General features: G+C 63.4%; 31 protein-coding genes. 29 read left to right on the top strand and 2 right to left on the bottom strand.

Annotated elements, in window-relative coordinates; all coding sequences use genetic code 11:
* Positions 1–4 precede the first annotated feature (4 nt).
* The 9 genes from rplD to rpsQ are packed head-to-tail and all read left to right on the top strand — an operon-like array spanning position 5 to position 4067.
* Positions 5–622, top strand: a complete 618-nt coding sequence (rplD, locus tag CAL24_RS23530; RefSeq protein ID WP_028355442.1) for a 50S ribosomal protein L4 — start codon at positions 5–7, stop codon at positions 620–622.
* Entirely contained in the window at positions 619–915 is a 297-nt protein-coding gene (rplW, locus tag CAL24_RS23525) for a 50S ribosomal protein L23 (RefSeq protein ID WP_028355441.1), read from the top strand. Before rplD ends, rplW begins: the two co-directional genes overlap by 4 nt.
* Positions 916–1743 (top strand): 50S ribosomal protein L2, encoded by an 828-nt coding sequence (gene rplB, locus CAL24_RS23520; RefSeq protein ID WP_028355440.1) that lies wholly within the window; start codon positions 916–918, stop codon positions 1741–1743.
* A 12-nt stretch (positions 1744–1755) separates the two neighbouring features.
* Entirely contained in the window at positions 1756–2031 is a 276-nt protein-coding gene (rpsS, locus tag CAL24_RS23515) for a 30S ribosomal protein S19 (RefSeq protein ID WP_028355439.1), read from the top strand.
* A 3-nt stretch (positions 2032–2034) separates the two neighbouring features.
* Positions 2035–2364 carry a 50S ribosomal protein L22 gene (gene rplV / locus CAL24_RS23510; RefSeq protein WP_028355438.1) on the top strand — a complete coding sequence of 110 codons (330 nt, stop codon included), beginning with the start codon at positions 2035–2037 and terminating at the stop codon, positions 2362–2364.
* 9 nt (positions 2365–2373) lie between these two features.
* Positions 2374–3165: a 30S ribosomal protein S3 gene (rpsC, locus tag CAL24_RS23505; RefSeq protein WP_028355437.1), complete on the top strand. Its 792-nt coding sequence runs from the start codon at positions 2374–2376 to the stop codon at positions 3163–3165.
* A 2-nt stretch (positions 3166–3167) separates the two neighbouring features.
* Positions 3168–3584, top strand: a complete 417-nt coding sequence (gene rplP, locus CAL24_RS23500) for a 50S ribosomal protein L16 (RefSeq protein ID WP_006389610.1) — start codon at positions 3168–3170, stop codon at positions 3582–3584.
* 10 nt (positions 3585–3594) lie between these two features.
* Positions 3595–3786, top strand: coding sequence for a 50S ribosomal protein L29 (gene rpmC, locus CAL24_RS23495; protein WP_003806912.1), 192 nt, complete (start codon positions 3595–3597; stop codon positions 3784–3786).
* Positions 3787–3788: 2 nt separating this feature from the next.
* Positions 3789–4067: a 30S ribosomal protein S17 gene (gene rpsQ, locus CAL24_RS23490; protein ID WP_028355436.1), complete on the top strand. Its 279-nt coding sequence runs from the start codon at positions 3789–3791 to the stop codon at positions 4065–4067.
* 220 nt (positions 4068–4287) lie between these two features.
* Here rpsQ and CAL24_RS23485 read toward each other — a convergent pair whose 3' ends face one another.
* On the bottom strand, positions 4288–5715 hold the full coding sequence (locus tag CAL24_RS23485) for an NAD-dependent succinate-semialdehyde dehydrogenase (protein ID WP_028355435.1): 1428 nt from the start codon (positions 5713–5715) through the stop codon (positions 4288–4290).
* Between the two features lie 200 nt (positions 5716–5915).
* Between CAL24_RS23485 and CAL24_RS23480 the strand changes: the two genes are divergently transcribed.
* The 19 genes from CAL24_RS23480 to rplQ all read left to right on the top strand — a co-directional run bounded on the left by CAL24_RS23480 (position 5916) and on the right by rplQ (position 15961).
* Complete coding sequence (locus tag CAL24_RS23480; RefSeq protein WP_038853849.1) at positions 5916–6674, top strand: aspartyl/asparaginyl beta-hydroxylase domain-containing protein; 759 nt, start codon at positions 5916–5918, stop codon at positions 6672–6674.
* A gap of 344 nt (positions 6675–7018) precedes the next feature.
* Complete coding sequence (gene rplN, locus CAL24_RS23475) at positions 7019–7387, top strand: 50S ribosomal protein L14 (protein ID WP_005017313.1); 369 nt, start codon at positions 7019–7021, stop codon at positions 7385–7387.
* Between the two features lie 10 nt (positions 7388–7397).
* Positions 7398–7718 carry a 50S ribosomal protein L24 gene (gene rplX, locus CAL24_RS23470; RefSeq protein WP_012251758.1) on the top strand — a complete coding sequence of 107 codons (321 nt, stop codon included), beginning with the start codon at positions 7398–7400 and terminating at the stop codon, positions 7716–7718.
* Between the two features lie 12 nt (positions 7719–7730).
* Positions 7731–8270 carry a 50S ribosomal protein L5 gene (rplE, locus tag CAL24_RS23465; protein ID WP_028355434.1) on the top strand — a complete coding sequence of 180 codons (540 nt, stop codon included), beginning with the start codon at positions 7731–7733 and terminating at the stop codon, positions 8268–8270.
* A 12-nt stretch (positions 8271–8282) separates the two neighbouring features.
* Positions 8283–8588 (top strand): 30S ribosomal protein S14, encoded by a 306-nt coding sequence (gene rpsN, locus CAL24_RS23460; protein WP_094808072.1) that lies wholly within the window; start codon positions 8283–8285, stop codon positions 8586–8588.
* A 10-nt stretch (positions 8589–8598) separates the two neighbouring features.
* Positions 8599–8994: a 30S ribosomal protein S8 gene (gene rpsH / locus CAL24_RS23455; protein WP_028355432.1), complete on the top strand. Its 396-nt coding sequence runs from the start codon at positions 8599–8601 to the stop codon at positions 8992–8994.
* Between the two features lie 12 nt (positions 8995–9006).
* Positions 9007–9540 (top strand): 50S ribosomal protein L6, encoded by a 534-nt coding sequence (gene rplF / locus CAL24_RS23450; RefSeq protein WP_028355431.1) that lies wholly within the window; start codon positions 9007–9009, stop codon positions 9538–9540.
* Between the two features lie 21 nt (positions 9541–9561).
* The gene (rplR, locus tag CAL24_RS23445; protein WP_012251753.1) at positions 9562–9927 is read left to right on the top strand and encodes a 50S ribosomal protein L18; all 366 of its coding nucleotides are present in this window, start codon (positions 9562–9564) and stop codon (positions 9925–9927) included.
* A 15-nt stretch (positions 9928–9942) separates the two neighbouring features.
* Complete coding sequence (rpsE, locus tag CAL24_RS23440; protein ID WP_028355430.1) at positions 9943–10464, top strand: 30S ribosomal protein S5; 522 nt, start codon at positions 9943–9945, stop codon at positions 10462–10464.
* A gap of 3 nt (positions 10465–10467) precedes the next feature.
* A complete protein-coding gene (gene rpmD / locus CAL24_RS23435; RefSeq protein ID WP_028355429.1) occupies positions 10468–10653 on the top strand; it encodes a 50S ribosomal protein L30 in 186 nt (61 codons plus the stop codon).
* Between the two features lie 9 nt (positions 10654–10662).
* A complete protein-coding gene (rplO, locus tag CAL24_RS23430) occupies positions 10663–11103 on the top strand; it encodes a 50S ribosomal protein L15 (RefSeq protein ID WP_028355428.1) in 441 nt (146 codons plus the stop codon).
* Positions 11104–11117: 14 nt separating this feature from the next.
* A complete protein-coding gene (gene secY, locus CAL24_RS23425; RefSeq protein WP_028355427.1) occupies positions 11118–12446 on the top strand; it encodes a preprotein translocase subunit SecY in 1329 nt (442 codons plus the stop codon).
* 8 nt (positions 12447–12454) lie between these two features.
* Positions 12455–12673, top strand: coding sequence for a translation initiation factor IF-1 (gene infA / locus CAL24_RS23420; protein WP_003806927.1), 219 nt, complete (start codon positions 12455–12457; stop codon positions 12671–12673).
* 32 nt (positions 12674–12705) lie between these two features.
* A complete protein-coding gene (gene rpmJ, locus CAL24_RS23415; RefSeq protein WP_003806928.1) occupies positions 12706–12819 on the top strand; it encodes a 50S ribosomal protein L36 in 114 nt (37 codons plus the stop codon).
* Between the two features lie 41 nt (positions 12820–12860).
* Complete coding sequence (rpsM, locus tag CAL24_RS23410; RefSeq protein WP_028355426.1) at positions 12861–13226, top strand: 30S ribosomal protein S13; 366 nt, start codon at positions 12861–12863, stop codon at positions 13224–13226.
* Between the two features lie 15 nt (positions 13227–13241).
* Complete coding sequence (rpsK, locus tag CAL24_RS23405) at positions 13242–13643, top strand: 30S ribosomal protein S11 (RefSeq protein WP_006216516.1); 402 nt, start codon at positions 13242–13244, stop codon at positions 13641–13643.
* Between the two features lie 11 nt (positions 13644–13654).
* Positions 13655–14278 carry a 30S ribosomal protein S4 gene (gene rpsD / locus CAL24_RS23400; RefSeq protein WP_094808071.1) on the top strand — a complete coding sequence of 208 codons (624 nt, stop codon included), beginning with the start codon at positions 13655–13657 and terminating at the stop codon, positions 14276–14278.
* Between the two features lie 194 nt (positions 14279–14472).
* A complete protein-coding gene (locus CAL24_RS23395; protein WP_028355424.1) occupies positions 14473–15459 on the top strand; it encodes a DNA-directed RNA polymerase subunit alpha in 987 nt (328 codons plus the stop codon).
* Positions 15460–15565: 106 nt separating this feature from the next.
* A complete protein-coding gene (rplQ, locus tag CAL24_RS23390; protein WP_028355423.1) occupies positions 15566–15961 on the top strand; it encodes a 50S ribosomal protein L17 in 396 nt (131 codons plus the stop codon).
* 72 nt (positions 15962–16033) lie between these two features.
* Here the strand turns inward: rplQ and CAL24_RS23385 are convergent, their stop codons facing one another.
* Positions 16034–16489: an HIT family protein gene (locus tag CAL24_RS23385; protein WP_094808070.1), complete on the bottom strand. Its 456-nt coding sequence runs from the start codon at positions 16487–16489 to the stop codon at positions 16034–16036.
* 100 nt (positions 16490–16589) lie between these two features.
* Between CAL24_RS23385 and cutA the strand changes: the two genes are divergently transcribed.
* Positions 16590–16928, top strand: a complete 339-nt coding sequence (gene cutA, locus CAL24_RS23380; protein ID WP_028355421.1) for a divalent-cation tolerance protein CutA — start codon at positions 16590–16592, stop codon at positions 16926–16928.
* The last annotated feature ends 37 nt before the right edge of the window (positions 16929–16965 follow it).

The raw sequence follows: 16965 nt of genomic DNA, 5'->3' as shown, positions 1-16965 counted from the left end.
CATCATGGATCTCAAGCTCCTGAACGATCAAGGTCAGGCCGCTACGTTCAGCGCGCCCGACACCATCTTCGGTCGCGATTTCAACGAAGCGCTGGTTCACCAGGTCGTGGTGGCCTACCAGGCCAACGCGCGCAGCGGCAACCGCGCCCAGAAGGACCGTGCCGAAGTCAAGCACACCACCAAGAAGCCCTGGCGCCAGAAGGGTACCGGCCGCGCGCGCGCCGGCATGACCTCGTCGCCGCTGTGGCGTGGGGGTGGCCGCACCTTCCCGAACTCGCCTGAAGAAAACTTCAGCCAGAAGGTCAACAAGAAGATGTACCGCGCCGGCATCCGCTCGATTCTGTCGCAGCTGGCCCGCGAAGACCGCATCGCCGTCGTCGACACGTTCGACCTCGAATCGCCCAAGACCAAGCTGGCCGTGGCCAAGCTCAAGACCCTGGGCCTCGATTCGGTGCTGATCATCACCGACGCCGTCGATGAAAATGTTTACCTCGCCACTCGCAACCTGCCGCACGTTGCCGTGGTCGAACCCCGCTATGCCGATCCGTTGTCGCTGATCCACTACAAGAAAGTGCTGATCACCAAGCCGGCCATCGCTCAACTCGAGGAGATGCTGGGATGAACGCCGAACGCTTGATGCAAGTCATTCTGGCTCCGGTGGTGACCGAAAAGGCCACCTTCGTTGCCGAGAAGAACCAGCAAGTCGCTTTCCGTGTCGTGGCTGACGCTACCAAGCCGGAAATCAAGGCTGCCGTCGAACTGCTGTTCAAAGTGCAGGTCGAGTCCGTGCAGGTCCTCAACCGTAAGGGCAAAGTCAAGCGCTTTGGCCGCTTCGTGGGTCGCCGCCGCAGCGAGCGCAAGGCCTATGTCGCGCTCAAGGAAGGCCAGGAAATCGACTTTGCGGAGGTGAAGTAAATGGCCCTCGTCAAAGTAAAACCGACCTCGGCCGGCCGTCGCGGCATGGTGAAGGTCGTCAGCCCCAAGCTGCACAAAGGCGCGCCGCATGCCGCCCTGCTCGAGAAGAAGACCCGTGGCTCGGGCCGTAACAACAACGGCCACATCACGGTTCGCCATCGTGGCGGCGGTCACAAGCAGCACTATCGCGTGATCGACTTCCGTCGCAACAAGGACGGCATCCAGGCCAAGGTGGAACGCCTCGAGTACGACCCCAACCGTACGGCGCACATCGCCCTGCTGTGCTATGCCGACGGCGAGCGTCGCTACATCATCGCGCCGCGCGGCCTGGAAGTGGGCGCCACGCTGGTCTCGGGCATCGAAGCCCCGATCCGCGCCGGCAACACGCTGCCGATCCGCAACATCCCGGTGGGTACCACCATCCACTGCATCGAAATGATCCCCGGCAAAGGCGCCCAGATGGCGCGTTCGGCCGGTGCGTCGGCGGTGCTGCTGGCTCGTGAAGGCACGTACGCCCAAGTGCGTCTGCGTTCGGGCGAAGTCCGTCGCGTCCACATCGAGTGCCGCGCCACCATCGGCGAAGTCGGTAACGAAGAACACAGCCTGCGCCAGATCGGCAAGGCCGGTGCGATGCGTTGGCGCGGTGTGCGTCCGACGGTTCGTGGCGTGGCCATGAACCCGGTGGACCACCCGCACGGTGGCGGCGAAGGCCGTACCGGCGAGGCACGCGAACCGGTCAGCCCGTGGGGCACGCCCTCGAAGGGTTTCAAGACCCGTCGCAACAAGCGGACGAACAACATGATCGTCCAACGGCGCAAGCGCAAGTAAGAGGCGAACACTATGTCACGTTCGATCAAGAAAGGCCCGTTTGTCGACGCCCACCTCATCAAGAAGGTGGACGCGGCCGTCGCGGGCAAAGACAAGAAGCCGATCAAAACCTGGTCGCGCCGTTCCACGATCCTGCCCGAGTTCATCGGCCTGACGATCGCTGTGCACAACGGCCGCCAGCACGTTCCCGTTTACATCAACGAGAACATGGTCGGTCACAAGCTCGGCGAGTTCGCGCTGACCCGTACGTTCAAGGGCCACGCCGCGGACAAGAAGGCGAAGAGGTAAGCGATGGAAACTACTGCCGTTATCCGTGGGGTTCACATCTCGGCCCAGAAGACCCGTCTGGTTGCGGACCTGATCCGCGGCAAGTCGGTTGCTCAGGCGCTGAACATCCTCACCTTTTCCCCCAAGAAGGCCGCCGGCATCCTGAAGAAGGCTGTCGAGTCCGCCATCGCCAATGCCGAACACAACGACGGCGCCGACATCGACGAACTGAAGATCACCACGATTTTCGTCGACAAGGCGCAATCGATGAAGCGTTTCTCGGCTCGCGCCAAGGGCCGTGGTAACCGCATCGAGAAGCAGACCTGCCACATCACGGTCAAGGTCGGAGCCTAAGGAGTCACGATGGGTCAGAAAATTCACCCCACTGGGTTCCGTCTCGCGGTCACCCGTAATTGGTCCTCGCGCTGGTTCGCCGATGACAAGGCCTTTGGCAGCATGCTGGCCGAAGACATCCGCGTTCGCGAGTACCTGAAGAAGAAACTCAAGAGCGCCTCGGTCGGTCGCGTCATCATCGAGCGTCCCGCCAAGAACGCCCGCATCACCGTCTACTCGGCTCGTCCGGGCGTGGTGATCGGCAAGCGCGGCGAGGACATCGAGAACCTGAAGGCCGATCTGCAGCGTCTGATGGGCGTGCCCGTGCACGTCAACATCGAGGAAATCCGCAAGCCGGAAACCGACGCCCAGCTGATCGCCGATTCGATCTCGCAACAGCTCGAAAAGCGCATCATGTTCCGCCGCGCCATGAAGCGCGCCATGCAGAACGCCATGCGCCTGGGCGCCCAGGGCATCAAGATCATGAGCTCGGGCCGCTTGAACGGTATCGAAATCGCGCGTACCGAGTGGTATCGCGAAGGTCGCGTGCCGCTTCACACGCTGAAGGCCAATATCGACTACGGCACCTCGGAAGCCCACACCACCTACGGTGTGATCGGCATCAAGGTGTGGGTCTACAAGGGCGACATGCTGGCCAATGGCGAACTGCCGCCTGAAACCGCCGCCCCGCGTGAAGAAGAACGCCGTCCGCGTCGCGCGCCGCGCGGTGATCGCCCCGATGGCGGTCGCCCCGGTCGTCCGGGTGGTCGTGGTCGTGGTCCCCGCAAGGCGGACGCGGCTCCGGCGCCTGAAGGAGAATAACCATGCTGCAACCCTCTCGCAGAAAATATCGCAAAGAGCAAAAGGGCCGCAACACCGGTCTCGCCACGCGCGGCACGCATGTGTCGTTCGGCGAATTCGGCCTGAAGGCCACCGGCCGCGGCCGTCTGACCGCCCGTCAGATCGAAGCGGCGCGTCGTGCCATCAACCGTCACATCAAGCGTGGCGGCCGTATCTGGATTCGCATTTTCCCGGATAAGCCGATCTCGCAGAAGCCTGCCGAAGTCCGGATGGGTAATGGTAAGGGCAACCCCGAGTACTGGGTCGCCGAGATCCAGCCCGGCAAGGTGCTCTACGAAATGGAAGGGGTCAGCGAAGAGCTGGCGCGCGAGGCGTTCCGCCTGGCCGCCGCCAAGCTGCCGATCTCGACCACGTTCGTTGCGCGTCATATCGGTGCTTAAGGAGTACACAATGAAAGCCAGCGAACTCCGTTCGAAAGACGCCGCCGAGCTCGGCAAAGAGCTCGAGAGCCTGCTGAAGGCGCAATTCGGTCTGCGCATGCAGAAGGCCACGCAGCAACTTGCCAACACCAGCCAGCTGCGCAACGTGCGTCGTGACATCGCGCGCGTGCGTACCTTGCTGACCGAGAAGGCAGGGAAATGATCATGAGCGAAACCCAAAACACTCAAGCCAAGCGCCAGCGCACGCTGGTCGGCAAGGTCGTCAGCAACAAGATGGACAAGACCGTGGTCGTTCTGGTCGAACGCCGCGTCAAGCACCCCATCTATGGCAAGATCGTCATGCGTTCGGCGAAGTACAAGGCGCACGACGAGTCGAACCAGTACAACGAAGGCGACACCGTCGAAATCGCGGAAGGCCGTCCCATCTCGCGCTCGAAGTCCTGGAGCGTGGTGCGACTGGTCGAAGCGGTGCGCATCATCTAAGCAGCACCTGGCGGGCGGCCTCGGCCGCCTCGTCATGAAAAACGGCAAGGAGCGATCCTTGCCGTTTTTTCTTGCCCGTTTCGGGTATCGGGCCTCCCTAACACCTGCTGCCCGAAGGGAGACGCCGCGAAGCCGGCTTGCCGGTCCATCTCGGTGTCTGACACCCACCGGGTGTCAGACACCTGCCGTCGGCTCGCTGGCGTCGCCCCTGGGGAATCACTTATACATGCGTGATGAACTTGGTGACCAGGTAGCCGTCGAAGGTTTCCAGGCCGCCTTCGCTGCCGATGCCGCTGTCCTTGATGCCGCCGAACGGCGTTTCGGCCAGGGCGCTGCCGAAATGGTTGATGTTGACCATGCCGGCTTCCAGCCCGTTGCCGACCTTGGTGGCGGTTTGCAGCGAGTTGGTGAACACGTATGACGACAGGCCGAACGGCAGGCTGTTGGCGCGCCGCAGCACTTCGTCGGTGTCCTTGAAGCGCACCACCGGCGCGACCGGCCCGAAGGGCTCTTCGGTCATCAGCATGGAGTCGTCGGGCAGGTCCGTGACCACCGTGGGCGAGAAGAAGAAGCCCTTGCGGTCGAGCGGTTCGCCGCCCAGCGCGATCTTGCCGCCGTGCTTCTTGGCGTCTTCCACGAACTTGCTCATGGCCGGCACCCGCCGTTCGTGCGCCAGCGGCCCCATCTGGGTGCCTTCTTCCAGGCCGTCGCCCACCTTGATGCCCTTGAGCACTTCGGTGAAGCGCGCCAGGAACTGCTCGTACGCGCCTTCCTGTACGTAGAAGCGGGTGGGCGACACGCAAACCTGGCCGGCGTTGCGGATCTTGAACTTGGCCAGCATCTCGGCGGCGCGGCCGATGTCGGCATCGTCGAACACCAGGACCGGCGAATGGCCGCCCAGTTCCATGGTGACCCGCTTCATGTGGGCGCCGGCCAGCGCGGCCAGCTGCTTGCCCACCGGCACCGAGCCGGTGAACGACACCTTGCGCACGATGGGCGAGCGGATCAGGTAGTCGGAGATCTTGGCGGGCTCGCCCCACACGATGTTCAGGCAGCCCTTGGGCAGCCCGGCTTCATGGAACATGCGGGCGATGGCCATGACCGCGCTGGGGGAATCTTCCGGGCCCTTCAGGATGACCGTGCAGCCCGCGCCGAGGGCGGCGGCGATCTTGCGGATGGCCTGGTTGTAGGGGAAGTTCCAGGGCGTGAACGCGGCACATACGCCGATCGGCTCGCGCACCACGATCTGGCGCACTTCCGGGCTGCGCGGCGGGATCACGCGGCCGTAGATGCGCCGGCATTCCTCGGCATGCCAGTCGGCGTGCTCGGCGCAAGCGGTGATCTCGCCCACCGATTCGGCCAGCGGCTTGCCCTGGTCCAGCGTCATGTTGCGGCCGATTTCCTTGGCGCGCTCGCGCGACAGCGACGCCACCTTGCGCAGGATGGCCGAGCGCTCCATGGGCGAGCTGTGCTTCCAGGACTCGAAGGCCCGCTGCGCCGCGGCCAGCGCCCGGTCGAGGTCGGCTTCCGTGGCGTGCGGCAGCTGCCCCAGGACTTCCAGGGTGGCGGGGTTGATCACATCCTGGGTACGACGGCCCTCGCCGGTCAGGAATTCACCGTCGATATACAGCGCCAACTGTTCATACATGCTGAGTTCCTTGCGAAATAAGTGGGAATAGCAATGAGACCCCTTCAGTCTAAACCAGCTTGGCGACGGACGCTTGGGCCACTGCAACCAGTTCTGCCGGAGCCAATCGCCGCGGGCTTGCGCCGCGTCGCGTCTCTGCACAAAATGGGGGGGCATCAGGTCCGCCGGCACGTCATCCGTACACTTTTCGCCGTTCTGCCATGCCAACACCGAACCAGGGTCCCCCCGTCGCGCGCAGTCTCTTCTCGCGGGCCTTCTTCCGGTTCCTCGATTGGCTGCAACACCGTATTGCCCGGGCCTCCCTGGTAGGAGACCGGCCCATCTTCGACAATGCCCAGTTCGGCTGGATAGCCGGGCTGGAAGCCCGGGCGCCGGCCATCCGCGCCGAACTGCAGGCGCTGCTGCGGGAGCGCGAGCGCCTGCCGGCGTTCCACGAAATCTCGCCCGACGTGGCCATGATCACCGGCGACGACCAGTGGAAAACCTTCCTGTTCCTGGCCTACGGGCTGCGTTCGGAGCGCAACCTGGCCCGTTGCCCGGCCACCGCCGACGCGCTGACCTGCATACCGGGGCTGCGGACGGCGTTCTTTTCGATCCTCGAGCCCGGCAAGCGGATCCCGCTGCACCGTGGTCCATACAACGGGGTGCTGCGCCTGCACCTGGGGCTGGTGGTGCCCGAACCGCGCGAACGCTGCTGGATCGAGGTCGGCGGCCAGCGTTATATATGGGAAGAAGGCCGGGCCGTGGTGTTCGACGATCTCTACCCCCACCAGGTCCACAATGACACCGACGGCCTGCGCGCCGTGCTGTTCATCGACTTCGAGCGTCCCTGCCGGGCGCCCGAGCGCTGGCTGAACCGCCTGGTGCTGGCCGCCGCGCCGCTGACCGACGAGGTGCGGCGCGGCAAGGCCAACCACGATACCTGGGAAGCCCGCTTCTACGCCGACAAAAAACGGTGACGCAGCGCCGGGGTGGCGACCGGGAGGCCGCCGGCGGCCTGTGGCGCGCACGGCACGAATACCGGCGCGGCGTGCTTGCTTCTTTTTCGGCGGCGGGGTAGAATTGACAGCTTTCCCGAATTGTCGTCATTTGTAGGGCGGCGGTCAGGTCACCGACCAGGCTGCGGCTTGCCGGCAAAGGCGTCGGGAAAAGTATCCGCAGGATTTCAACCCAGGGTCGCGGTACCGCCTTTGAGGATCGTCTTCAAAGCGTGCGGCGGACCTGACGGGACCAAAACTGGCGGGAAGTGCGGTGCTCCTCGGTGGGGTGCTGCAATTCCGGTTAAGTTGGAACAGGAAAAATCATGATCCAAATGCAGACCACGCTGGACGTGGCCGACAACACCGGTGCGCGCGCTGTCATGTGCATCAAGGTGCTCGGTGGCTCCAAGCGCCGTTATGCCGGTATCGGCGACATCATCAAGGTGAGCGTCAAGGATGCGGCCCCGCGCGGGCGCGTCAAGAAAGGCGAAATCTACAACGCCGTGGTGGTTCGCACCGCCAAGGGCGTGCGCCGCAAGGACGGTTCGCTGATTCGTTTCGGTGGCAATGCCGCCGTGTTGCTCAACGCCAAGCTGGAGCCCATCGGCACCCGCATCTTCGGACCCGTTACGCGCGAACTGCGTACCGAGAAGTTCATGAAGATCGTGTCGCTGGCCCCCGAAGTGCTGTAAGGAGCCCACGATGAACAACATTCGTAAAGGCGACGAAGTCATCGTCCTGACCGGCCGCGACAAGAAGCGTCGCGGCACCGTGCTGGCTCGCGTCGACGCCGACCACGTCCTGGTCGAGGGCGTGAACGTCGTCAAGAAGCACGTCAAGGCCAACCCGATGGCCAACAACCCCGGTGGCATCGTCGAGAAGACCCTGCCGATCCACATCTCGAACGTGGCGCTGTTCAACCCCGCCACGGGCAAGGGCGATCGCGTCGGCGTCAAGGAAGTCGACGGCCGCAAGGTCCGCGTGTTCCGTTCCAATGGTGCCGTTGTCGGCGCCAAGGCGTAAGGAGCGACAGACATGTCTCGTTTGCAAGATTTCTACAAGAGCAAGGTTGCTCCCGACCTGCAGGCCAAGTTCGGCTACAAGAGCCTGATGGAAGTGCCGCGCATCACCAAGGTCACCCTGAACATGGGCGTCTCGGAAGCGGTCGCTGACAAGAAAGTCATCGAGCACGCCGTTGCCGACCTGACCAAGATCGCCGGCCAGAAGCCCGTCGTGACCAAGACCCGCAAGGCTATCGCCGGTTTCAAGATCCGCGAGAACTACCCGATCGGCTGCATGGTCACGCTGCGCGGCCAGCGCATGTACGAATTCCTGGACCGCCTGGTGGCGGTTGCGCTGCCCCGCGTGCGCGACTTCCGCGGCATCTCGGGCCGCGCGTTCGACGGCCGTGGCAACTACAACATCGGGGTGAAAGAGCAGATCATTTTCCCCGAAATCGAGTACGACAAGATCGACGCGCTGCGTGGGCTGAACATCAGCATCACCACCACCGCCAAGACCGACGACGAAGCCAAGGCGCTGCTGACCGCCTTCAGCTTCCCGTTCCGTAACTAAGAGGCTGATGACGTGGCTAAACTTTCCCTCATCAATCGCGACATCAAGCGCGCCAAGCTGGCCGACAAGTACGCCGCTCGCCGCGCCGAACTGAAGGCGATCATCGACGACCAGTCGAAGACCGACGAAGAACGTTACCAAGCTCGGCTGAAGCTGCAACAACTGCCGCGCAATGCCAACCCGACGCGCCAGCGCAACCGCTGCGTCGTCACCGGCCGTCCGCGCGGCGTGTTCCGCAAGTTTGGGCTGACCCGCCACAAACTGCGTGAAATGGCGGTGAACGGGGAAATCCCGGGCATCACCAAGGCCAGCTGGTAGGAGAAAAAACATGAGCATGAGCGATCCCATCGCCGATATGCTGACTCGCATTCGCAATGCGCAGCAAGTTGACAAAGTTACGGTGAGCATGCCCTCCTCGAAGCTGAAGGCGGCCATTGCCGCCGTGCTGCAGGACGAAGGCTACATCGACGGCTTTGAAGTCAAGGGCACGCAGGCCAAGCCTGAGCTGGAAATCACCCTGAAGTACTACGCCGGCCGTCCGGTCATCGAGCGCATCGAACGCGTCTCGCGCCCCGGCCTGCGCATCTACAAGGGCCGTAGCAGCATTCCCCAGGTCATGAACGGCCTGGGCGTGGCCATCGTTTCGACCTCGCGCGGCGTCATGACCGACCGCAAGGCCCGTGCCAACGGCGTCGGCGGCGAAGTCCTGTGCTACGTGGCCTAAGGAGAAACTCGAATGTCACGTATCGCTAAATACCCGGTCGAACTGCCCAAGGGTGTCGAAGCCAACATCCAGCAGGACCAGATCACCGTCAAGGGCCCGCTGGGCACCCTGAGCCAGCCGCTGACCGGCGATGTCACCGTTGCGCTGGACGACGGCAAGCTGACGTTTGTCGCCGCCAACGACTCGCGCCATGCCGGCGCCATGTCGGGCACCGTGCGCGCCCTGGTGGCCAACATGGTCACCGGCGTGAGCAAGGGCTTCGAGCGCAAGCTGAACCTGGTTGGCGTGGGCTATCGCGCCCAGGTCCAAGGCGACGCCGTCAAGCTGCAGCTCGGTTTTTCGCACGACATCGTGCACAAGCTGCCCGCCGGCGTGAAGGCCGAGTGCCCCACCCAGACGGAAATCGTCATCAAGGGCTCCAACAAGCAAGTCGTCGGTCAGGTGGCCGCTGAAATCCGCGCCTATCGCGAACCCGAACCCTACAAGGGCAAGGGCGTGCGCTATGCGGACGAACGCGTCGTCATCAAAGAGACCAAGAAGAAATAACGGCGCACGCAAGGACGAATCATGGACAAAAAAGTTTCCCGTTTGCGTCGTGCGGTTCCGACCCGCCGGAAGATCTCCGAGCTGCGCGTTCATCGCCTCTCGATTTTCCGCTCGAACCTGCACATCTACGCCAACATCATTTCGCCGGAAGGCGATCGCGTGCTGGTCAGCGCTTCGACGCTGGAACCCGAAGTGCGTGCGCAGCTGGCCGGCCAAAGCGGCCAGGGCGGCAACACCGCCGCTGCCACGCTGGTGGGCAAGCGCGTTGCCGAAAAGGCCAAGGCCGCCGGTATCGAACTGGTCGCTTTCGATCGCTCGGGCTTTCGTTACCATGGCCGCGTGAAAGCGCTGGCCGATGCCGCGCGTGAAGCCGGCCTGAAGTTCTAAGCGAGGATCTGTCAAATGGCTAAAGTACAAGGCAAGGGCGCCGCGGAAAAAGAGAACGACGACGGCCTGCGCGAGAAGATGATCGCGGTCAACCGCGTGAGCAAAGTGGTCAAGGGTGGTCGCACCATGAGCTTTGCCGCGCTGACCGTGGTCGGCGACGGCGACGGCCGCATCGGCATGGGCAAGGGCAAGGCGCGTGAAGTGCCGGTGTCCGTCCAGAAGGCGATGGAACAGGCCCGCCGCGGCATGTTCAAGGTTGCCCTGAAGAACGGCACGCTGCACCACTCCGTGGTTGGCAAGCATGGCGCTTCCACCGTGCTGATCTCGCCCGCGGCCGAAGGTACCGGCGTGATCGCCGGCGGCCCGATGCGCGCCATCTTCGAAGTGATGGGCGTGCGCAACGTGGTTGCCAAGAGCCTCGGCTCGAGCAACCCCTACAACATGGTCCGTGCCACGCTGAACGGCCTGCGCGCTTCCCTGACTCCGTCGGAAGTGGCTGCCAAGCGCGGCAAGACCGTCGAAGAGATTCTGGGGTAAATCATGGCTCAGAAGCAGATCAAAGTTACCCTCGTGCGCTCGGTGATCGGCACCAAGCAATCCCACCGCGATACCATCCGCGGCCTGGGCCTGCGCCGCATCAACAGCAGCCGCGTTCTGGTCGACACGCCCGAGGTGCGCGGGATGATCCGCAAGGTGGATTATCTCGTCTCCGTCTCGGAAGCCTAAGGAATCACGATGTCGGATATTCAACTCAATACGCTCAAGCCCGCCGAGGGCAGCAAGCACGCCAAGCGCCGCGTCGGCCGTGGCATCGGCTCGGGCCTGGGTAAAACCGCCGGCCGTGGCCACAAGGGCCAGAAGTCGCGTTCGGGCGGCTTCCACAAGGTTGGCTTCGAAGGCGGCCAGATGCCGCTGCAGCGTCGCCTGCCCAAGCGCGGCTTCACGCCGCTGGGCCAGCACCTGTACGCCGAAGTCCGCCTGTCGGACCTGCAAGCCCTGTCCGCCGACGAAGTCGACGTGCAAGTGCTGAAGGCTGCCGGCGTGGTTGGCCAGCAGGTGCGCTACGCCAAGGTCATCAAGTCGGGCGAACTTTCGCGCAAGGTGACGCTGAAGGGCATCACCGCGACGGCCGGCGCGCGCGCCGCCATCGAGGCCGCTGGCGGCTCGCTTGCCTGATTACGAGGTAACACGTGGCTAACGCACAGGCACTGGGCAAAACTGGATCGCGATACGGCGACTTGAAGCGTCGTCTCGTGTTCCTGGTGCTCGCCCTGGTGGTTTACCGACTGGGTACGCACATCCCTGTCCCGGGCATCAACCCGGACGCGCTGGCGGACCTGTTCCGCCAGAACCAGGGCGGGATCCTGGGCCTGTTCAACATGTTCTCGGGCGGCGCGCTGTCGCGCTTTTCGATCTTCGCCCTGGGGATCATGCCGTACATTTCTGCATCGATCATTATGCAGCTGATGTCGGTCGTGGTGCCCTCGCTGGAAGCCCTCAAGAAAGAGGGCGAGGCCGGCCGCCGCAAGATCACCCAATACACCCGCTATGGCACGGTCGTGCTGGCGCTGGTGCAGGCGGTGGGCATTTCGGTGGCGCTGGAATCCCAGCCGGGCCTGGTGATCGATCCGGGCATGCTGTTCCGCTTCACGACCGTCGTGACGCTGGTCACCGGCACCATGTTCATCATGTGGCTGGGCGAGCAGATCACCGAGCGTGGCCTGGGCAACGGTATCTCGATCCTGATTTTCGCGGGTATCGTCGCTGGCCTGCCGTCGGCGCTGGCCGGGTTGCTGGACCTGGTCCGCACCAACGCGATGTCGGTGCCGTCGGCGCTGTTCATCGTGGCCCTGGTGGTGCTGGTGACGGCCTTCGTGGTGTTCGTCGAGCGCGGCCAGCGCAAGATCACCGTCAACTATGCCAAGCGGCAAGTGGGCAACAAGATCTACGGTGGCCAGAGCTCGCACCTGCCGCTCAAGCTGAACATGGCCGGGGTGATTCCGCCGATCTTCGCGTCGTCGATCATCCTGTTCCCGGCCACGATCACGAGCTGGTTCTCGACCGGCGACAGCATGCTGTGGCTGCGCGACCTGGCGGCGGCGCTCGAGCCCCGTCAGCCGCTCTACATCACGCTGTATTCGGCCGCGATCATTTTCTTCTGCTTCTTCTACACGGCTCTGGTGTTCAACAGCCGGGAAACGGCAGATAACCTGAAGAAAAGCGGTGCCTTCGTTCCTGGCATCCGCCCGGGCGAACAGACGGCGCGCTACATCGACAAGATCCTGATGCGCTTGACGCTGGTGGGTGCGCTGTACATCACCCTGGTGTGCCTGCTGCCGGAATTCCTGGTGATGCGCTGGAACGTACCGTTTTATTTTGGTGGCACGTCCTTGTTGATCATCGTGGTGGTGACGATGGACTTCATGGCGCAGGTTCAGGCGTACATGATGTCGCACCAGTACGATTCGCTGCTCAAGAAAGCGAACTTCAAGGGTTCCTCGGGTTTGCCGATGCGATAGCAGAAGAAATGTCTAAGGACGACGTCATCCAGATGCAAGGAGAGGTTCTCGAGAACCTTCCCAACGCGACTTTTCGCGTCAAGCTCGAAAACGGCCACGTGGTGCTAGGCCATATTTCCGGCAAGATGCGTATGCATTACATCCGGATCCTGCCGGGCGACAAGGTCACAGTGGAGCTCACGCCCTATGACCTGACGCGGGCAAGAATCGTTTTCCGCTCTAAATGAGCGACCGGATTACGGAAAATTAGGAGTCAACCATGAAAGTAATGGCATCGGTTAAGCGGATCTGCCGCAACTGCAAAGTTATCAAACGTCACGGCGTGGTGCGCGTCATCTGCACCGACCCGCGTCACAAGCAGCGTCAAGGCTAACCTGGTTAGCGACACGCAACGGATTTATTCAAGGAACAGTCATGGCCCGTATTGCTGGCATTAACATTCCGCCGCAACAGCACGCCGAAATCGGCCTGACCGCCATTTTTGGCATCGGTCGTACGCGCGCTCGCAAGATCTGCGAAGCAGCAAATGTACCCCTTACCAAAAAGGTCAAGGACCTGACCGACGCTGAACTGGAGCGCATCCGCGAGCACGTGGGTGTGTTCACGGTCGAGGGTGACCTGCGTCGCGAAGTGCAACTGTCGATCAAGCGCTTGATCGACCTGGGCACCTACCGCGGCATGCGTCACAAGCGCGGTTTGCCTGTGCGCGGCCAGCGCACCCGCACCAACGCCCGCACCCGCAAGGGACCGCGTCGTGCTGCTGCGTCCCTGAAGAAATAATCGAGGAACTGGATTATGGCGAAAGCTTCCACCAGCGGCGCTTCGCGCGTACGCAAAAAGGTCAAGAAGAACGTCTCGGACGGCATCGCGCACGTCCACGCGTCCTTCAACAACACCATCATCACCATCACCGACCGCCAGGGCAATGCCCTGTCGTGGGCGACGTCGGGTGGCGCGGGCTTCAAGGGTTCGCGCAAGTCGACGCCGTTCGCCGCGCAGGTGGCTGCTGAAACGGCCGGCCGCGTCGCGCTGGAATACGGCATCAAGACCCTCGAAGTGCGCATCAAGGGCCCCGGCCCCGGCCGCGAATCGTCGGTGCGCGCGCTCAACGCCCTGGGCATCAAGATCTCGAGCATCGCTGACATCACGCCCGTTCCGCACAACGGCTGCCGTCCGCCGAAGCGTCGTCGTATCTAAAGGGAATCCACATGGCTCGTTATACTGGACCCAAATGCAAGCTCTCGCGCCGCGAGGGCACCGACCTGTTCCTGAAGAGCGCCCGCCGCTCGCTGGATTCCAAGTGCAAGCTGGATTCCAAGCCCGGCCAGCATGGCCGCACTTCGGGTGCCCGCACCTCCGACTACGGCCTGCAGCTGCGTGAAAAGCAGAAGCTCAAGCGCATGTACGGCGTGCTGGAAAAGCAATTCCGCAAGTACTTCGCCGAGGCCGAGCGTCGCCGCGGCAACACCGGCGAAACGCTGATCCAGCTGCTCGAATCGCGCCTGGACAACGTCGTATACCGCATGGGCTTCGGCTCGACGCGCGCCGAGGCTCGCCAGCTGGTCGCCCACCGCGCCATCGAGCTGAACGGCCACACCGCCGATATCGCCTCGATGATCGTGAAGGCGGGCGACGTGATCGCCGTGCGCGAAAAGGCCAAGAAGCAAGGCCGTATCCGCGAATCGCTCGACCTGGCCGCCAGCATCGGCATCCCCCAGTGGGTGGAAGTCGACAGCAACAAGATGTCGGGCACGTTCAAGTCGGTTCCCGACCGCGCTGATGTCGCTCGCGACATCAACGAATCGATGGTCGTCGAACTGTACTCGCGTTAATCGCTGCAGGCGGCCCCTTGGGGCGCCCGCCTGTGCCGAGCACCCGATTGCAAGTCCCGCAGCAGCCCGCTTTCCGCATTTTCGCGGGGCGGGCTTTGCGGTAAGTATCGAGCGGCATTCTTGCCGTGCTTTTTCTTGTTTCCATCAGCCTTATCGGTGTAACGAGCCGAGGGTATTGAAAAGGAATACTGTAAATGTCCACTCAAGGTTTTCTGAAGCCGCGTTCCATTGAAGTCGAACCGGTCGGCACCCACCACGCCAAGATCGTGATGGAGCCGTTCGAGCGCGGCTACGGCCACACGCTGGGCAATGCCCTGCGCCGCATCCTGCTGTCCTCGATGACGGGCTATGCGCCCACCGAAGTGCAGATGACCGGCGTGGTGCACGAATACTCGACCATCCCGGGCGTGCGCGAAGATGTCGTCGACATCCTGCTGAACCTGAAGGGCGTGGTCTTCAAGCTGCACAACCGCGACGAAGTCACCCTGGTGCTGCGCAAGAACGGCGCGGGCACGGTGGTGGCCGGCGATATCGAGCTGCCGCACGACGTCGAGATCATCAACCCCGACCATGTCATCTGCAACCTGACCGACGCCGGCAAGGTGGAAATGCAGGTCAAGGTCGAGAAGGGCCGCGGCTATGTGCCGGGCAACGTGCGCGCGTTGTCGGAAGACCGCACCCACACCATCGGCCGCATCGTGCTGGACGCTTCGTTCAGCCCCGTGCGCCGCGTCAGCTACGCCGTCGAGAGCGCCCGCGTCGAGCAGCGCACCGACCTGGACAAGCTGGTGCTGGACATCGAAACCAACGGCGTGATCTCGCCCGAGGAAGCGGTGCGCCAGTCGGCCCGCATCCTGATGGACCAGATCTCGGTGTTCGCCGCCCTGGAAGGCGCCGGCGATTCGTACGAAGCCCCGGTGCGCGGCACGCCGCAGATCGACCCGGTGCTGCTGCGCCCGGTCGACGACCTGGAGCTCACCGTGCGTTCGGCCAACTGCCTGAAGGCCGAGAACATCTACTACATCGGCGATCTGATCCAGCGCACCGAGAACGAGCTGCTCAAGACTCCCAACCTGGGCCGCAAGTCGCTCAACGAAATCAAGGAAGTGCTGGCTGCACGTGGCCTGACCTTGGGCATGAAGCTCGAGAACTGGCCGCCGCTGGGCCTCGAGCGTCCGTAATTTTTACCCCCGTCTTCCACCGGACCGCGGCCTGGCAACAGGCCGATAGAAGATCCGGATAACCTGGCGGCGCAAGCGCCGCCTTTAGATTCAAAAGGAACTTATCATGCGTCACGGTAATGGTTTGCGTAAGCTCAATCGCACCAGCAGCCACCGTCTTGCCATGTTTCGCAACATGGCCGTTTCGTTGATCAAGCACGAAGCGATCAAGACCACGCTGCCCAAGGCGAAAGAACTGCGCCGCGTCGTCGAGCCCCTCATCACCCTCGGCAAAGAGCCCACCCTCGCGAACAAGCGTCTGGCGTTTGCCCGTCTGCGCGATCGCGATGCCGTGGTCAAGCTGTTCGCCGAGATCGGCCCGCGCTACGCTGCCCGCAACGGCGGCTACACCCGCGTGCTGAAGATGGGCTTCCGTCAAGGCGACAACGCCCCCATGGCCTACATGGAGCTGGTTGACCGTCCTGAAGTGCAGGAAACCGAGGCTGACAACGCTGCCGAATAATCCGGCCAGTGGATAAGCGCAAGGGCGGGCCTACGGGCCCGCCCTTGTTTTTGCCGCGGCGGCGGCAGGGTGTCAGACACCTGAGTCAGATCCGCGACCAGCCAGCGCCAGGCGTAGCTGCGCGGCAGTGCTGGCCAGTTGGTCGGCGGGGCATTGCGGCGGCATGACGAACTGCAGGTCTTTCTGGGCGATGTACTGCGTGGACGTGATGTCCTGCGGATGATGCATGGGGACCAGGTGGGCATGGGCGTGCGCCACGTGGATGCCGGTGAACATGAAGCCCACGCGCTCGACCCGGTACAGGGCTTTCATGACGTGCGCCAGTTGCTGGCCCAGCGCCAGGATGCGGCCGGCCAGTTCGGCGGGCAGGTCCTCGAAGTACGGATAATGCTGCTTGGGGATGACCAGCACATGGCCTGGGCGCACCGGCTGGATATCCAGGAAGGCCAGCAACTCGTCGTCTTCGTGCACGACGTGGGCAGGAATCTGGTGCCGCGCGATGCGGCAGAACAGGCAGGTGTCCGACATGGCAGAAAGGTCTCGGCTGGGGCGGGCGCGCGGCGCCACGGGCAGTCCCGATAAAATACCCCATAGCCGCGGCCCTGTCGGCCGTTTCCCAGGAGCAGCCATGTCGTCCGACGACGATATCGTATTGGTGATCAGCAACGCGCCCGACCTGCTGTTGGCCAAGCGCATCGCCCATGTGCTGGTCGAGGATGGCCTCGCCGCCTGCGTGAACCTTGGCGCGCCGGTGCTGTCCATCTATCGCTGGGAGGGCGAGATCGAAGGGGCCGACGAGATCCCCATCTGTATCAAGACCACCGCCGGCCGCCAGCAGGCCGTGGTGCAGGCGCTGGCGAAGCTGCACCCATACGAGGTTCCCGAGATCATCGTCGTGCCGGTCATCGGCGGCAGCGCCCCGTACCTGGACTGGGTGCGGGCGCAGGCCGGCGGCGCCGGCTCATAGGATCCACCTGCCGGCCCCGGACGGCCGGCGGCAACCA

The organism is Bordetella genomosp. 2 (assembly GCF_002261345.1).
Taxonomy (GTDB): Bacteria; Pseudomonadota; Gammaproteobacteria; order Burkholderiales; family Burkholderiaceae_B; genus Bordetella_A.
The sequence above is the reverse complement of the archived record's forward strand: the minus strand, read 5'-3'. Positions and strand labels throughout refer to the sequence as shown.

Excerpts from the sequence above, each read along its gene's own strand:
- rplD (WP_028355442.1), top strand. The coding sequence starts at position 5 with ATGGATCTCAAGCTCCTGAACGATCAAGGTCAGGCCGCTACGTTCAGC.
- rplW (WP_028355441.1), top strand. The coding sequence starts at position 619 with ATGAACGCCGAACGCTTGATGCAAGTCATTCTGGCTCCGGTGGTGACC.
- rplB (WP_028355440.1), top strand. The coding sequence starts at position 916 with ATGGCCCTCGTCAAAGTAAAACCGACCTCGGCCGGCCGTCGCGGCATG.
- rpsS (WP_028355439.1), top strand. The coding sequence starts at position 1,756 with ATGTCACGTTCGATCAAGAAAGGCCCGTTTGTCGACGCCCACCTCATC.
- rplV (WP_028355438.1), top strand. The coding sequence starts at position 2,035 with ATGGAAACTACTGCCGTTATCCGTGGGGTTCACATCTCGGCCCAGAAG.
- rpsC (WP_028355437.1), top strand. The coding sequence starts at position 2,374 with ATGGGTCAGAAAATTCACCCCACTGGGTTCCGTCTCGCGGTCACCCGT.
- rplP (WP_006389610.1), top strand. The coding sequence starts at position 3,168 with ATGCTGCAACCCTCTCGCAGAAAATATCGCAAAGAGCAAAAGGGCCGC.
- rpmC (WP_003806912.1), top strand. The coding sequence starts at position 3,595 with ATGAAAGCCAGCGAACTCCGTTCGAAAGACGCCGCCGAGCTCGGCAAA.
- rpsQ (WP_028355436.1), top strand. The coding sequence starts at position 3,789 with ATGAGCGAAACCCAAAACACTCAAGCCAAGCGCCAGCGCACGCTGGTC.
- CAL24_RS23485 (WP_028355435.1), bottom strand. The coding sequence starts at position 5,715 with ATGTATGAACAGTTGGCGCTGTATATCGACGGTGAATTCCTGACCGGC.
- CAL24_RS23480 (WP_038853849.1), top strand. The coding sequence starts at position 5,916 with ATGCCAACACCGAACCAGGGTCCCCCCGTCGCGCGCAGTCTCTTCTCG.
- rplN (WP_005017313.1), top strand. The coding sequence starts at position 7,019 with ATGATCCAAATGCAGACCACGCTGGACGTGGCCGACAACACCGGTGCG.
- rplX (WP_012251758.1), top strand. The coding sequence starts at position 7,398 with ATGAACAACATTCGTAAAGGCGACGAAGTCATCGTCCTGACCGGCCGC.
- rplE (WP_028355434.1), top strand. The coding sequence starts at position 7,731 with ATGTCTCGTTTGCAAGATTTCTACAAGAGCAAGGTTGCTCCCGACCTG.
- rpsH (WP_028355432.1), top strand. The coding sequence starts at position 8,599 with ATGAGCATGAGCGATCCCATCGCCGATATGCTGACTCGCATTCGCAAT.
- rplF (WP_028355431.1), top strand. The coding sequence starts at position 9,007 with ATGTCACGTATCGCTAAATACCCGGTCGAACTGCCCAAGGGTGTCGAA.
- rplR (WP_012251753.1), top strand. The coding sequence starts at position 9,562 with ATGGACAAAAAAGTTTCCCGTTTGCGTCGTGCGGTTCCGACCCGCCGG.
- rpsE (WP_028355430.1), top strand. The coding sequence starts at position 9,943 with ATGGCTAAAGTACAAGGCAAGGGCGCCGCGGAAAAAGAGAACGACGAC.
- rpmD (WP_028355429.1), top strand. The coding sequence starts at position 10,468 with ATGGCTCAGAAGCAGATCAAAGTTACCCTCGTGCGCTCGGTGATCGGC.
- rplO (WP_028355428.1), top strand. The coding sequence starts at position 10,663 with ATGTCGGATATTCAACTCAATACGCTCAAGCCCGCCGAGGGCAGCAAG.
- infA (WP_003806927.1), top strand. The coding sequence starts at position 12,455 with ATGTCTAAGGACGACGTCATCCAGATGCAAGGAGAGGTTCTCGAGAAC.
- rpmJ (WP_003806928.1), top strand. The coding sequence starts at position 12,706 with ATGAAAGTAATGGCATCGGTTAAGCGGATCTGCCGCAACTGCAAAGTT.
- rpsM (WP_028355426.1), top strand. The coding sequence starts at position 12,861 with ATGGCCCGTATTGCTGGCATTAACATTCCGCCGCAACAGCACGCCGAA.
- rpsK (WP_006216516.1), top strand. The coding sequence starts at position 13,242 with ATGGCGAAAGCTTCCACCAGCGGCGCTTCGCGCGTACGCAAAAAGGTC.
- rpsD (WP_094808071.1), top strand. The coding sequence starts at position 13,655 with ATGGCTCGTTATACTGGACCCAAATGCAAGCTCTCGCGCCGCGAGGGC.
- CAL24_RS23395 (WP_028355424.1), top strand. The coding sequence starts at position 14,473 with ATGTCCACTCAAGGTTTTCTGAAGCCGCGTTCCATTGAAGTCGAACCG.
- rplQ (WP_028355423.1), top strand. The coding sequence starts at position 15,566 with ATGCGTCACGGTAATGGTTTGCGTAAGCTCAATCGCACCAGCAGCCAC.
- CAL24_RS23385 (WP_094808070.1), bottom strand. The coding sequence starts at position 16,489 with ATGTCGGACACCTGCCTGTTCTGCCGCATCGCGCGGCACCAGATTCCT.
- cutA (WP_028355421.1), top strand. The coding sequence starts at position 16,590 with ATGTCGTCCGACGACGATATCGTATTGGTGATCAGCAACGCGCCCGAC.